This window comes from Pseudomonas sp. NUPR-002 (assembly GCF_056322725.1).
Map to the genome: position 1 here is coordinate 988,002 of NZ_CM150476.1, position 12,925 is coordinate 1,000,926.

Annotated in this window: 13 protein-coding genes; 9 read left to right on the top strand and 4 right to left on the bottom strand. The window is 62.6% G+C overall.

What is annotated here, in order from left to right; all coding sequences use genetic code 11:
* The first annotated feature begins 6 nt into the window (after positions 1–6).
* The 3 genes from ACVWSC_RS04645 to ACVWSC_RS04655 are packed head-to-tail and all read left to right on the top strand — an operon-like array spanning position 7 to position 2,218.
* A complete protein-coding gene (locus ACVWSC_RS04645) occupies positions 7–309 on the top strand; it encodes a DUF3649 domain-containing protein (protein ID WP_442112256.1) in 303 nt (100 codons plus the stop codon).
* The gene (locus tag ACVWSC_RS04650; protein ID WP_442112257.1) at positions 309–1,892 is read left to right on the top strand and encodes a PepSY-associated TM helix domain-containing protein; all 1,584 of its coding nucleotides are present in this window, start codon (positions 309–311) and stop codon (positions 1,890–1,892) included. Before ACVWSC_RS04645 ends, ACVWSC_RS04650 begins: the two co-directional genes overlap by 1 nt.
* Positions 1,892–2,218: a DUF3325 domain-containing protein gene (locus ACVWSC_RS04655; protein ID WP_442112258.1), complete on the top strand. Its 327-nt coding sequence runs from the start codon at positions 1,892–1,894 to the stop codon at positions 2,216–2,218. Before ACVWSC_RS04650 ends, ACVWSC_RS04655 begins: the two co-directional genes overlap by 1 nt.
* 1 nt (position 2,219) lies before the next feature.
* Here the strand turns inward: ACVWSC_RS04655 and ACVWSC_RS04660 are convergent, their stop codons facing one another.
* Complete coding sequence (locus ACVWSC_RS04660; RefSeq protein WP_442112259.1) at positions 2,220–3,095, bottom strand: helix-turn-helix domain-containing protein; 876 nt, start codon at positions 3,093–3,095, stop codon at positions 2,220–2,222.
* Positions 3,096–3,232: 137 nt separating this feature from the next.
* Between ACVWSC_RS04660 and ACVWSC_RS04665 the strand changes: the two genes are divergently transcribed.
* The gene (locus ACVWSC_RS04665; protein ID WP_442112260.1) at positions 3,233–4,135 is read left to right on the top strand and encodes a DMT family transporter; all 903 of its coding nucleotides are present in this window, start codon (positions 3,233–3,235) and stop codon (positions 4,133–4,135) included.
* A 98-nt stretch (positions 4,136–4,233) separates the two neighbouring features.
* On the opposite strand, the gene ACVWSC_RS04670 is transcribed toward ACVWSC_RS04665, so the two are convergent.
* Together ACVWSC_RS04670 and ACVWSC_RS04675 are read right to left on the bottom strand one after the other, a co-directional pair.
* Positions 4,234–5,205 carry a 2-hydroxyacid dehydrogenase gene (locus tag ACVWSC_RS04670; protein ID WP_442112261.1) on the bottom strand — a complete coding sequence of 324 codons (972 nt, stop codon included), beginning with the start codon at positions 5,203–5,205 and terminating at the stop codon, positions 4,234–4,236.
* Between the two features lie 180 nt (positions 5,206–5,385).
* A complete protein-coding gene (locus tag ACVWSC_RS04675; protein ID WP_442112262.1) occupies positions 5,386–6,333 on the bottom strand; it encodes a LysR family transcriptional regulator in 948 nt (315 codons plus the stop codon).
* A gap of 186 nt (positions 6,334–6,519) precedes the next feature.
* Here ACVWSC_RS04675 and ACVWSC_RS04680 point away from each other — a divergent pair, with 186 nt between their 5' ends.
* The 4 genes from ACVWSC_RS04680 to ACVWSC_RS04695 are packed head-to-tail and all read left to right on the top strand — an operon-like array spanning position 6,520 to position 11,312.
* Positions 6,520–8,046 (top strand): efflux transporter outer membrane subunit, encoded by a 1,527-nt coding sequence (locus ACVWSC_RS04680; RefSeq protein ID WP_442112263.1) that lies wholly within the window; start codon positions 6,520–6,522, stop codon positions 8,044–8,046.
* On the top strand, positions 8,043–10,229 hold the full coding sequence (locus ACVWSC_RS04685; protein WP_442112264.1) for an FUSC family protein: 2,187 nt from the start codon (positions 8,043–8,045) through the stop codon (positions 10,227–10,229). Before ACVWSC_RS04680 ends, ACVWSC_RS04685 begins: the two co-directional genes overlap by 4 nt.
* Complete coding sequence (locus tag ACVWSC_RS04690; protein WP_442112265.1) at positions 10,219–10,419, top strand: DUF1656 domain-containing protein; 201 nt, start codon at positions 10,219–10,221, stop codon at positions 10,417–10,419. The genes ACVWSC_RS04685 and ACVWSC_RS04690 overlap by 11 nt, the downstream gene beginning before the upstream one ends.
* An 11-nt stretch (positions 10,420–10,430) precedes the next feature.
* A complete protein-coding gene (locus ACVWSC_RS04695; RefSeq protein WP_442112266.1) occupies positions 10,431–11,312 on the top strand; it encodes an efflux RND transporter periplasmic adaptor subunit in 882 nt (293 codons plus the stop codon).
* Between the two features lie 42 nt (positions 11,313–11,354).
* Here the strand turns inward: ACVWSC_RS04695 and ACVWSC_RS04700 are convergent, their stop codons facing one another.
* On the bottom strand, positions 11,355–11,795 hold the full coding sequence (locus ACVWSC_RS04700) for a universal stress protein (RefSeq protein ID WP_442112267.1): 441 nt from the start codon (positions 11,793–11,795) through the stop codon (positions 11,355–11,357).
* Between the two features lie 157 nt (positions 11,796–11,952).
* On the opposite strand from ACVWSC_RS04700, the gene ACVWSC_RS04705 reads away from it, so the two are divergent.
* The gene (locus ACVWSC_RS04705; RefSeq protein WP_442112268.1) at positions 11,953–12,858 is read left to right on the top strand and encodes a LysR family transcriptional regulator; all 906 of its coding nucleotides are present in this window, start codon (positions 11,953–11,955) and stop codon (positions 12,856–12,858) included.
* Positions 12,859–12,925: the final 67 nt, after the last annotated feature.

Genomic DNA, 12,925 nt, shown 5'->3' on the forward strand with positions numbered 1-12,925 from the left:
GATGCCATGAAAAGCAAAGCCGCCGGCTTGCCCCTGAGTTATCGCCTGGCTGTGACTTCACGCTGCCTGGCCGCCGTATTCGGTGGTTATCTGCTGGCGGCCATGGCCAGTGTCTGCGTCACCTTGCTGGCACCGATGCCGAAAGCTGAAGCGGTGCTCAGCGGCATGATGCTGTCATTCCTGTTCTACCTGGTGGCGTTTCTCTGGTGCTTTGCCAGTCGCAGCGCCTGGCAGGCCTGGCAGGGGGTGTTGCTGCCGAGCCTGGTGCTCGGGGTGATCAACGGCCTGGCCTACTGGATGAAGAGCTGATGAAAGAGGGCTTTCGCCAGGCGATGTCCTGGCTGCATACCTGGACCGGACTGATTTTCGGCTGGCTGCTGTTTGCGATTTTCCTGACCGGGACCATGTCTTACTTCAAGGAAGAGATCAATCACTGGGCCAAGCCCGAGGTCAAAGCGCGGGCGCTGGAGCCAATGACCAGCCTGGCCTTGGCGCAAGACTACCTGCAGCAGCACGCACCCAACGCGCGCAGCTGGTTTATCCGCCTGCCCGAGGCGCGTGAACCGGGCTTGAGTGTCGGCTGGAGCGCCGCAGGGGCCGGGCCGCGCGGCTTCATCGACAAAACCCTCGACCCGGCCACCGGCGCTGAGGTGCAGGCGCGGGAAACCCGCGGCGGTGAGTTCTTCTATCGCTTCCACTTCCAGCTGGAAATGCCACACCCCTGGGGCCGCTGGTTGTCGACCTTTGCCGCGCTGATCATGTTCATCGGGCTGGTCACCGGGATCATCATCCACAAGAAGATCTTCAAGGAGTTCTTCACCTTCCGTCCCGGCAAGGGCCAGCGCTCCTGGCTGGACGGGCATAACGCGATTGGCGTTCTGGCGTTGCCGTTTCACTTGATGATCAGCTACAGCAGCCTGGTGATCTTCATGTCGCTGGTGATGCCAGCGAGCATCATTGCCAGCTATGGCGACAACACCCGCGGCTTTTTCAATGACCTGTTCGGCGCGCCTGAACAGCTCAAGGCAGCTGGCACTGCCGCGCCGCTGTTGCCATTGCCGACGCTGTATCAGCAAGTCCAGGAGCAGGCGCCCGGCACTCGCGTGGGCTGGATTGAAGTGCAAAACCCCGGTGATCAGCACGCTCGCGTGCGCTTCTCGTACCATGGCGGTGATCGTATTGCCTACAAGCGTGGCGGTGGCTGGACCTTCGATGGCGTCAACGGCAACCTGCTCGGCGGTAGCAAAGCCGAATCTGCGCCGGTGCTGATCGTCGGCGGCATGTACGGTTTGCACATGGGCAAGTTCGCCGAGCCCTGGCTGCGCTGGTTGTACTTCTTCTTTGGCGTGCTCGGCACGGCAGTCATCGGCACCGGCCTGGTGATGTGGCTGGGCAAGCGTCAGCTCAAACATGCCAAGAGCGGTACGCAGCCGTTCGAGTTGCGTCTGGTGGAAGTGTTGAACATCGCCAGCATGAGTGGCTTGTTGCTGGGCGTGGCGGCGTTCTTCTGGGCCAACCGTTTACTGCCGGTTGGCCTTGAAGGCCGGGCGGGTTGGGAGGTCAACAGCTTCTTCCTGCTGTGGCTGCTGGCGCTGGTACACGCCAGTGTGCGCCCGGGCCGTCGCGCCTGGGCTGAACAACTGTGGCTGGCGGCGCTGCTGTGGGCTGGCTTGCCGCTGCTCAATCAGTTGACCACCGATCAAGGCCTGATGCAGTCGATTCCAGCCGGTGACTGGGCCATGGCCGGCTTCGATCTGACCGCACTGGGCTGCGGCCTGTTCTTTGCCTGGGGCGCGCGCACGATGCAGCGCCCGCCGGTGGTCGCCGCTAAGCGCGCGCCTAAGGCGGCAAAAGCCGCCAACGCCACCCTGATCGAAAGTGAGGCCAGTTGATGCTCGCCGTTACCCTGTTCGGTTTTGCCGGCTTTGCCTGCCTGTGCCTGGCCATGGAAAAGCACTACAAGGAGCTGCTGGGCAGCACACCCAGCGTTATGCGCCTGCGTGTGCTGCGGGTCGGCGGCTGGTTGTTGCAACTGCTGGCCCTGTCTTTGGCGGTGCATTACAGCGGTTGGGCCATGGGCCTGGTTGAATGGTCTGCGGTGTTGATGGCTGGCGTCACCTTGTGGGTGTTCCTGCTGCCGTATCAACCACGGCTGTTGCTCGGGCTGCTTGGCCTGAGTCTGGTGCTGGGGCCGGTGTTGTTGATACTGCCCCAGTAACTTATGGCCGGAAGGCTGCCCGGTACTCACCGGGCGTCGCGCCTAGCGCCTGGCGAAAGCGGTTACTGAAATGGCTGGCACTGGCGAAGCCGCAGCGCAGGGCGATGTCGCCCAGGGCCAGGTCGCCGAAGCGCAACAACTGCCGTGCCGTGGCCAGGCGCCGCGCCAACAGGTATTGGTGCGGCGGCAGGCCGAAGCTGGCACGGAACATCCGCGCGAAGTGGTATTCGGATAGGTTGCACAGTGCCGCCAGCTCACCCAGGCTCAGCGGCTGGTCGAGATGCGCTTCCACGTAATCACTCAGTAGACGGCGTTGATGCGCGGCCAGGCCACCTTTGAGGCGCAAGCCCTGACGCAGGCCAACCTGGCTGAGCACGGCATGGTCGAGAATCTCGTGGGCCAGGGTGCTGGTCAGCAGGCGTTCGCCCGGTTCGTCCCATTCCATGGCAATCAAGTCACGAAAACGCTGCGCCTGCGCGGGGTCGTCGAGGAAGGTCGCTTCCTGCAATTGCAATTCGCGCGGTTCGCGGTCGAGCAGGCGGATGCAACCGAGGGCGAACTGTTCCTGGCTGATGTACAGGTGGGCCAGGCGGATCGAGCCATTGACCACCCAATGCGACGCCGAGCCTGCGGGCATGATGCACAGCTTGTCTGGCGCGCCTTTGTGGCTGGGCTGATCGCGGCGGAAGGTGCCGGTGCCGTCGGCGATATAGCACGACAAGGTGTGGTGCGTCGGCGCTTCGTAGTCGCGGGCATCGTGGCGGTTGTTCCACAGGGCTGCGGCCAGGCCATCGCCCAGTTGCGCGCTGTGTTCCAGACGGGCGTGGGGCGAGTCGTGCATGGCTTTGAAAACTTGCAGTTGATCCAATGCGTTCATCAGCGACTCCTCTGACCGCCATCCTACGCTGGCGGGCAACGTCTGACAGCAGTGGTACATGTAAAAGCGCAAGAATCTGCAAGCGCGCACGCTGCTGACGGCAGGAGACTTAAGGCCTGAAGTCGAGGAGTGTGGCCATGAACCTGTCGTTGTATCTGCTCACCGTATTGATCTGGGGTACCACCTGGATCGCCCTGAAACTGCAGTTGGGCGTGGTCGCCATTCCGGTGTCGATTGTTTATCGCTTCGCCCTGGCGGGGCTGATTCTGTTTGCCATCCTGCTGCTCAGCCGGCGTCTGCAGCCGATGAACCGGCGTGGCCACGGGATCTGCTTGGCGCAGGGCTTTTGCCTGTTCTGCGTGAATTTCATGTGCTTTCTCACCGCCAGCCAGTGGATTCCCAGTGGCCTGATTGCCGTGGTGTTCTCCACCGCCACCTTGTGGAATGCGCTGAACGCGCGGGTATTTTTCGGCCAGAAGATTGCCGCTAATGTCCTGGGTGGCGGGGCGTTGGGTTTGATCGGCTTGGGCCTGTTGTTCTGGCCGGAGCTGGCGGGCCATACCGCCAGCCGTGAAACCGTGATTGGCCTGGCCCTGGCCTTGCTCGGCACCTTGTGTTTTTCGGCCGGCAACATGCTCTCGAGCTTGCAGCAGAAGGCCGGTTTGCGGCCGATGACCACCAACGCCTGGGGCATGCTGTACGGGGCCGGGATGCTGGCGGCGTACTGCCTGGTTAGCGGCATTCCGTTCGATATGGAATGGAACACGCGCTACATCGGCTCGTTGCTGTACCTGGTGATTCCGGGGTCGGTGATCGGTTTTACCGCCTACCTGACGTTGGTCGGGCGCATGGGGCCGGAGCGTGCGGCGTATTGCACCGTGCTGTTCCCGCTGGTGGCGTTGAATGTATCGGCGTTGTATGAGGGCTATCAGTGGACAGCCCCGGCCTTAGCGGGGTTGGTGCTGGTGATGTTGGGCAATGTGCTGGTGTTCAGAAAACCCAAGCCTGTAGGAGCGGGCTTGCCCCGCGAGGCGATGTGACAGACAGACCGCAATCGCAGGGCAAGCCCGCTCCTACAGCGCGAGGCGACGTGACAGACAGATCGCGATCGCGGGGCAAGCCCGCTCCTACAAGGCTATTACTTCCAGACCTGCGGGTTAACCAAATCCCGCGGCCGCTCACCCAGCAGGGCGCTGCGCAGGTTGTCGATGGCGCGGTTGGCCATGGCGTCACGGGTTTCGGCGGTGGCCGAGCCCACGTGCGGCAAGGTCAGGGCATTGGGCAGCTGGAACAGCGGCGATTCGGCCAGCGGCTCTTTCTCGTACACGTCCAGGCCAGCGCCGCGAATGGTGCCGTTGCGCAGGGCTTCCACCAGTGCCGCTTCGTCAACCACCGGGCCACGGGACACGTTGATCAGGAACGCGCTGGGTTTCATCAGTTGCAGTTCGCGGCTGCTGATCAGGTGCTTGGTCTGCGCGCCCAGTGGCACCACCAGGCACACGAAATCGGCTTCGGCCAGCAACTCGTCGAGGCTGCGGAACTGGGCGCCGAGTTCCTGTTCCAGCGCGGTCTTGCGTGAATTGCCGCTGTAGATGATCGGCATGTTGAAGCCAAAGCGGCCACGGCGAGCGATGGCCGCACCGATATTACCCAGGCCGACAATACCAAGGGTTTTGCCATGCACATCGCTGCCGAACTGCGCCGGGCCTACGGTGCCCTGCCATTGCCCGGCCTTGGTCCAGGCGTCGAGTTCGGCGACGCGCCGGGCGCTGCCCATGAGCAGGGCAAAGCCCAGGTCGGCGGTGCTTTCGGTGAGTACGTCGGGGGTGTTGGTCAGGGCAATGCCGCGTGCATTGAGGTAGTTCAGGTCGTAGTTGTCGTAGCCCACCGAAACACTCGACACCACTTCCAGCTTGGCGGCAGCGGCCAATTGCGCTTCACCGAGCTTGCGGCCCACACCGATCAGACCGTGCGCTTCGGGCAAGGCTTCATTGAACTGCGCGCTGATATCGCCGAGCTTGGGGTTGGGGACGATTACGTTGAAATCTTGCTGCAGGCGTTCGACCATCGCCGGGGTGATGCGGCTGAAGGCAAGTACGGTCTTTTTCATCGACGAAATCTCTGCTGGCGGGGGAGAATGGGTAGCACGCTATCATTCTCCACTGCCTCTGTGCAGCAAGATTTCTGTACTGACCCCTGGTAGGAGCGGGCTTGACCCGCGAAGCAGTTTCAATGACACACCGCAATCGCGGGGCAAGCCCGCTCCCACCGAGGGCAGCCCGGCCAGATGTCAGTTGGCGATCAGCAACTCGTGGGTCTTGAGGTCGGCCTCGTGGGCGGCGAGGATTTCCGGCAATGAGTTGCGCAGGTACTCAACCCAGGTTTTGATCTTGGCATCCAGGTACTGGCGCGACGGGTAGATCGCATACAGGTTCAGCTCCTGCAGGCGGTAGTCCGGCATGACCCGTACCAGCGAGCCGTCACGCAGCCCGTCTATGGCCGAATAAATCGGCAATACGCCAACGCCCATGCCACTGCGGATCGCGGTTTTCATCGCGTCGGCCGAATTCACCTGGAATGGCGCCTGGGTGATGTTGACCATCTCCTGGCCTTCCGGGCCGTCGAACAGCCATTTCTCCAGAGGGATCACCGGGCTGACCATGCGCAAGCAGGCGTGCTTGAGCAAGTCGCTGGGTTTATGCGCGACGCCGTGCTGTTTCACGTAGTCGGGCGAGGCGCAGACGATGCTGTAGGTAATGCCCAGGCGCTGGGAGACAAAGCCCGAGTCCGGCAGCTCGCTGGCCAGTACGATGGACACGTCGTAGCCTTCGTCGAGCAGGTCCGGCACACGGTTGGCCATGGTCAGGTCGAAGGTTACGTCCGGGTGGGTTTCGCGGTAGCGGGCAATCGCATCGATGACGAAATGCTGGCCAACGCCCGTCATTGAATGCACCTTCAACTGCCCGGCCGGACGGGCATGGGCGTCGCTGGCCTCGGCCTCGGCTTCTTCGACATAGGTAAGAATCTGTTCACAACGCATCAGGTAACGCTTGCCCGCTTCGGTCAGGGCGATACGTCGGGTGGTGCGGTTGAGCAGGCGCGTTTGCAGATGGGCTTCAAGATTGGAGACCGCCCGCGAGACGTTGGCGGTGGTCGTATCCAGTTGCACGGCTGCGGCAGTGAAGCTGCCGACTTGCGCTACGCAACTAAAAGCACGCATGTTTTGCAGGGTGTCCATGGGTCGCTCTCAAAGTAGACGACAAATTGTGACATGAAGTAACCGAGGCGGTCTTCAGACTAAAGCCGGATTATCGCTGTTTTCGTAACAAAGATTCGCAGTAATACACGCTTATCGCCAGTGCAGCGGCCCCCTAGAATTGCGTCTCCAAGCGTCATCCACCTATTACGTCAGGAATTCGCAGCTGTGCCGCGTCGCATCATCAGAGCGCTCAATGCGCTCAGTGTCTGTGCCTTTAGCTTGACCTTGAGCGGCTGTATCGGAACCTGGGGCATTGCCCCGCAAAGCAAGACGCTGCAAGCCAATACCCTGACCACCTCCGAGGCGATCCGTGAGGCCGGCAAGGATGCCCACTGGCCTGACCAGCAGTGGTGGCGCGCCTATGGCGACCCACAACTGGACCGCTGGATCGCCTTGGCCGTGGACAACAGCCCGAGCCTGGCCATGGCCGCCGCCCGGGTGCGTGAGGCCAAGGCCATGGCCGGCGTGGTCGAGTCGGCCGAAAAACTGCAGGTTAATGGCGAGTCGACCCTCAAGCGCCATAACTGGCCGGAAGATCAGTTCTATGGCCCGGGCGCCTTGTCGGGCGCCAACACCTGGGACAACAACGCCGCGCTGGGCTTCAGCTACGCCCTCGACCTCTGGGGCCGTGAGCGCAATGCCAGTGAGCAGGCCGTGGACATGGCCCACATGAGTGCGGCGCAGCTACGCCAGGCGCAGCTTGAGCTGCAGAACAACATCGTCAAGGTGTACATCCAGCTGTCGCTGCACTTTGCCCAGCGCGATATCGTCAAAGCCGAACTGGCGCAGCAAGAGCAGATTCTGGCCCTGGCCGAACGGCGTCTGGCTGGTGGCATCGGTACCCATTTCGAAGTCAGTCAGGCGCAAACCCCGCTGCCGGAAACCCATCGTCAGCTCGATGCCTTGAATGAAGAAATCGCCCTGGCGCGTAACCAGCTGGCCGCATTGGCCGGTAAAGGGCCGGGCGAGGGCGCACAATTGCAGCGTCCGCAACTGGCCCTTGGCGCGCCTTTGAAACTGCCCTCGGCGTTGCCTGCAGAATTGGTCGGCCAGCGTCCGGACGTGGTCGCCAGCCGTTGGCAAGTGGCGGCGCAGGCGCGCGGTATCGATGTCGCCCACGCCGGTTTCTTCCCCAACGTCGACTTGGTCGGTGGCCTCGGCTTCATGGCCACCGGCGGGGGGGCGCTGGAGTTTCTCACCGGACGCAAGTTCAACTACAACGTCGGCCCGGCCATCAGCCTGCCGGTATTCGATGGCGGCAGGCTGCGTTCGCAATTGGGTGTGGCCTCGGCCGGTTATGACATCGCGGTGGCGCAGTACAACCAGACCGTGGTGAACGCCCTCAAGGGCATTGCCGACCAGTTGATTCGCCGTGAGTCGATGAACGAGCAGCAGCACTTTGCTGCCGAGTCGGTGGCTTCTGCGCAGAAGACTTACGACATCGCCTTGATCGCCTTCCAGCGTGGCCTGACCGACTACCTCAATGTACTTAACGCGCAGACCTTGCTGTTCCGTCAGCAGCAGATCCAGCAGCAGGTCCAGGCCGCGCGCCTGAGTGCGCACGCCGAGTTGGTTACCGCGCTGGGCGGTGGCTTGGGCGCCGGTAATGATGTGCCGGACGAAGACAAGCAACAGGCGCCGAAAACCCCGGCTACCCTGGCGATTTTCGATAAGCCGGACCACGCCGAATGAGCGCACTGACACTGCCTTGGCGCTGGTTGGCAAGCCTGGAATGGCGCCGCGGCTTCTTCGAGTGGGCACGCACCGACGGCGTGACCTGGGTGTACATCTTCAAGGTGCTCAGCGCGGCGTTCCTGACCCTGTGGCTGGCCATGCGCCTGGAATTGCCGCAGCCGCGCACGGCGATGATCACCGTGTTCATCGTCATGCAGCCGCAGAGCGGGCATGTGTTTGCCAAGAGCTTCTGGCGCTTGCTCGGCACCTTGGCCGGCTCGTCGATGATGGTGCTGTTGATTGCCTTGTTTCCGCAGAACACCGAGTTGTTCCTGCCGAGCCTGGCGATCTGGGTGGGCCTGTGCTCGGCCGGAGCCATGCGCTACCGGACCTTCCAGGCCTATGGTTTCGTACTCGCCGGTTACACCGCGGCCATGGTCGGCCTGCCGGCCTTGCAACACCCCGACGGCGCGTTCATGGCGGCGGTCTGGCGGGTGCTGGAAATCTCTTTGGGGATTCTGGTCTCGACCCTGGTCAGCGCTGCGATCCTGCCGCAGTCGGCCAGTGCCGCCATGCGTAATGCCCTGTATCAGCGCTTTGGTGTGTTCGCCGGTTTCGTTGTCGAGGGGCTGCGCGGCGACAGCCAGCGCGACCGCTTTGAAAGCAGCAACGTGCGCTTTATCGCCGAGGCGGTCGGGCTGGAGAGCCTGCGTAATGTCACTGCCTTCGAAGACCCGCACATGCGCCGGCGCAATGGCCGTCTGGGGCGGATGAACAGCGAGTTCATGGCCATCACCACACGCTTCAACGCCTTGCACCAGTTGCTTGAGCGCTTGCGCCTGCGTGGCCCGCTGCAGATCGTCACGGCAATTGAACCCGGCCTTGCGGCCCTGGCCGAACTGCTCGACGCCTACTCAGGGCGGGCCCTGACCAGCCCGGACGCGGCACGCCTGGCCGAGCAACTGGCAGCTTACAAGGAAGGCTTGCCGGAGCGGGTACGCAGCCTGCGTGCGGCTTATGTCGAAACCGGGCCGAGCGATGCCGATTTGCTCGATTTCCATACGGCTTATGAGCTGCTCTATCGCTTTGTCGATGACCTGCACAACTACGCCCTGACCCACGCCTCGCTGGCCGAGCACAACCATGCCCGTGAGCAGTGGGACGAGCCTTATGTGGCGCAAACCAACTGGATGGTGTCGCTGGCCGCCGGGTTGCGGGCATCGTTTATCTTGCTGGTGCTGGGCAGCTTCTGGATCCTCACCGCCTGGCCGAGCGGGGCGATGATGACCTTGATCGCTGCCGCTACCGTCGGCTTGTCAGCAGCGTCGCCGAACCCCAAGCGCATGTCATTCCAGATGGCCTGCGGCACCTTGCTCGGCGCCTTCATCGGCTTTTTCGAAACCTTTTTCGTGTTCCCCTGGATCGACGGCTTTCCGTTGCTGTGCCTGGTGCTGGCGCCGGTGTTCGTGCTCGGTGCATTTCTGGCGTCGCGCCCGGCCTATGCCGGGGTTGGTCTGGGCCTGCTGATCTTTTTCGCCACCGGTTCGGTGCCAGACAACCTCACGGTGTACAACCCGTACAACTTCATCAACGACTACATCGCCATGGTCATCGGCATGCTGGTGTGCGCTGCCGCTGGCGCGATCATCCTGCCGCCGAACAGCCGCTGGTTGTGGAGCCGCCTGGAGCATGACTTGCGTAGCCAGGTGCTGTTCGCTATTACCGGGCGCCTGCGCGGCCTGGGCTCGGCGTTTGAAAGCCGTACCCGCGACCTGCTGCACCAGGCCTATGGCCTGGCCGCCGGTAAACCGCAGGTGCAGAGCAGCCTGCTGCGCTGGATGTTCCTGGTGCTTGAGGTTGGGCACGCGATCATCGAGCTGCGCAAAGAGCAAGCGATCCTGCCGGTGCACCCGTGTTATGCCGAGTCGCAACCCTGGCGCCAGGCCATCCGGGTCATGGGCCGGGCGCTGGCGCGGTTGTTCCTGCAACCGAGCGCGAGCAACCACGAACGTGCCCTGGTTGCGGTAGACCACGCCATCAGCCGCGTGCTGGCCACCGACGAACCGTTCGCCCGCCACTTCGACACCTCGGCCCTGCGCCGGGTGCAGAGTTACCTGCATTTCATCCGTACCTCGTTGCTCGACCCCCAGTCGCCGCTGGCTGCATTGGCCCCGGCCCAAGGACTGCCCCATGCCTCGTGAAATCGCCTTCCACGGCGTCTACATGCCGACCATGACCCTGATGTTCCTGTTCGCCGCCGGGCTGGCCTGGGGCCTTGACCGGTTCATTGCCAGCTATGACGGCTACCGCTTTTTCTGGCACCCGGCGTTGCTGCGCCTGTGCTTGTTTATTTGCTTGTTCGGATCCATCGCCCTGACTCTCTACCGTTGAGACCCCTGTTGATGAAAAAGTTTTTCAGCCTGATCGCCACCTTGCTTGTACTGGCTGCTGCCGTGGTGATCGGCCGCCAGCTCTGGGTGCATTACATGAACACCCCCTGGACCCGCGACGGGCGGGTGCGCGCCGATATCATCAACGTTGCCGCAGACGTGCCGGGGTATGTGGTCGATGTGCCGGTGCGCGACAACCAGTTGGTGAAGAAGGGCGACCTGCTGATGCAGATCGACCCCGAGCACTACGAAGTGGCGGTGAAACAGGCGCAGGCGCTGGTGGCCTCACGCAAGGCCACCTGGGAGATGCGCAAGGTCAACGCGAACCGACGTGCCGACCTCGACAACCTGGTGATCTCCCGCGAGAACCGTGACGACGCCAGCAACATCGCCAACTCGGCCCTGGCTGACTACCAGCATGCCCAGGCGCAGCTAGCCGCGGCTGAGCTGGACCTCAAGCGTACAAAAATCCTTGCCACCGTCGACGGCTACGTCACCAACCTCAACGTGCACCGCGGCGACTATGCGCGCACCGGCGAGCCGAAAATGGCGGTGGTCGATAAAGACTCGTTCTGGGTGTATGGCTTCTTTGAAGAAACTAAACTGCCGCGGGTGAAGGTTGGGGATCAGGCTGAACTGCAAATGATGAGCGGCGAAGTGCTCAAGGGTCATGTCGAGAGTATCTCGCGGGGTATTTATGACCGCGACAACCCGGAGAGCCGTGAACTGATCGCCGACGTCAACCCGACCTTCAACTGGGTGCGCCTGGCCCAGCGGGTGCCGGTGCGCATCCATATCGACGAAGTGCCGGAGGGCTTTTTGCTGGCTGCCGGTACCACCTGTACGGTGGTGGTGAAGCCGTCGCAGGGCAAGCCAGCTCCCACAGAAGGATGACATCCAACCCCGTGGGAGCGGGTTTGCCCCGCGATAAGTTGTTCAGACAGACCGCGAATCGACCAGCACCGGGCACGCCACCTGATCAATCACCTTGTTGCTGATCGACGGATCAAGCAAGCGCCCCAGGCGGCTCAGGTGGCGGTGGCCCATGATGATCAAGGCGCAGCCGAGCCGCTGTGCTTCACTGACAATGACCGTCACCGGCTCGCCCTGAACCAGACTGCCGTCACTGTCGAAGCCCATGTCCCGCAGTTGTTGTGCTACCGACTGCACGGCAAGGTTGGCATGCCGCTGTTCGTCGCTGGCCGCCGGGTATTCTTGCTGTTCGTACGCGCCGATGGCGCCCACGGCAAACGCTGCGTCGATGGCCAACACAACATGCAGACGGTGACGAGCGGGCTGGCAGTACTGTTGCGCAAGGTCCAGCAAAGTCTGCGAGGCACTGGAGCCATCGATGGCGATCAACACGGGACTGAGCATGCGCGGCTCCACTGGCCAATGGTTAGCCGGGTATTGTTGGTCAGGTGGCGCTGCGGATAAATGCCCCGGCATGCATTGTGTAGTTGTGTGCGGCGCAACTCGGTGGCTGCTGTCGAGCTGTTAACATCACGGTTTATTAGCCCAAGGAAAATCGCCCATGCAGATTCCGGATATGAACCTGTTGGTTGCCCTCGACGCCTTGCTCGATGAGGGCAGTGTGGTGGGTGCGGCACGGCGCATGAACCTGAGCCCGGCGGCGATGAGCCGCACCCTTGGGCGTATCCGCGAGGCCATCGGCGACCCGATTCTGGTCCGCGCCGGGCGCGGGCTGGTGCCGACGCCACGGGCATTGGCCCTGCACGATCAGGTGCGGGCGCTGGTCGAGCAGGCCGGGCTGGTGTTCCGCAGCCGTGAGGAAGTTGACCTGGCGACCCTGGATCGGGCGTTCAACATCCGCACCAACGATTTGTTCATTGCCCTGTACGGCGCGCAGTTGCTGCGCACCATGCACGAACAGGCACCGCATACGGTGCTGCGCTTTGTACCGGAAGGCGGTGGTGACGACGACTCGGTGCTGCGCGACGGGCGCACCGACCTGCTGGTCAGCTCGACCATCGACCTCGGCCCCGAGATCAAGGTGCAGAGCCTGTTCAACACCATCTACGTGGGCCTTGCCCGTCAGGACCACCCGATCTTCGACGGCGAAATCACCCCCGAGCGATTTGCCGCCTATCCGCAGATCAGTGTCTCGCGGCGTGGCCGCGCCAACGGCCCGATCGATCTGGAGCTTGCCAACTACAAGGTGCAACGACGGGTGGCGCTGATCACTCCGAGTTTTCATTCGGCGATGTTCTCCCTGCCCGAGTCCGACCTGTTGCTGCCGATGCCGGCCAATATCCTCTCCAGTGTGACCAAGCTCGGCCTGCCACTGCGTTCGTTCCGCATCCCGCTGCCGATGGAGCGGGTGACGGTGATGCAAGCCTGGCATCCACGCTTCGATAACGACCCGGCCCATCGCTGGTTGCGCCAGACCCTCAAAGCCTGTTGCAGCGAGAGCCCGTAACGCGCGGAATGCGTTTGCTGCACTAGTAAACTGCCGATATGTCAGTTTTCGACAACATTGACCCTTC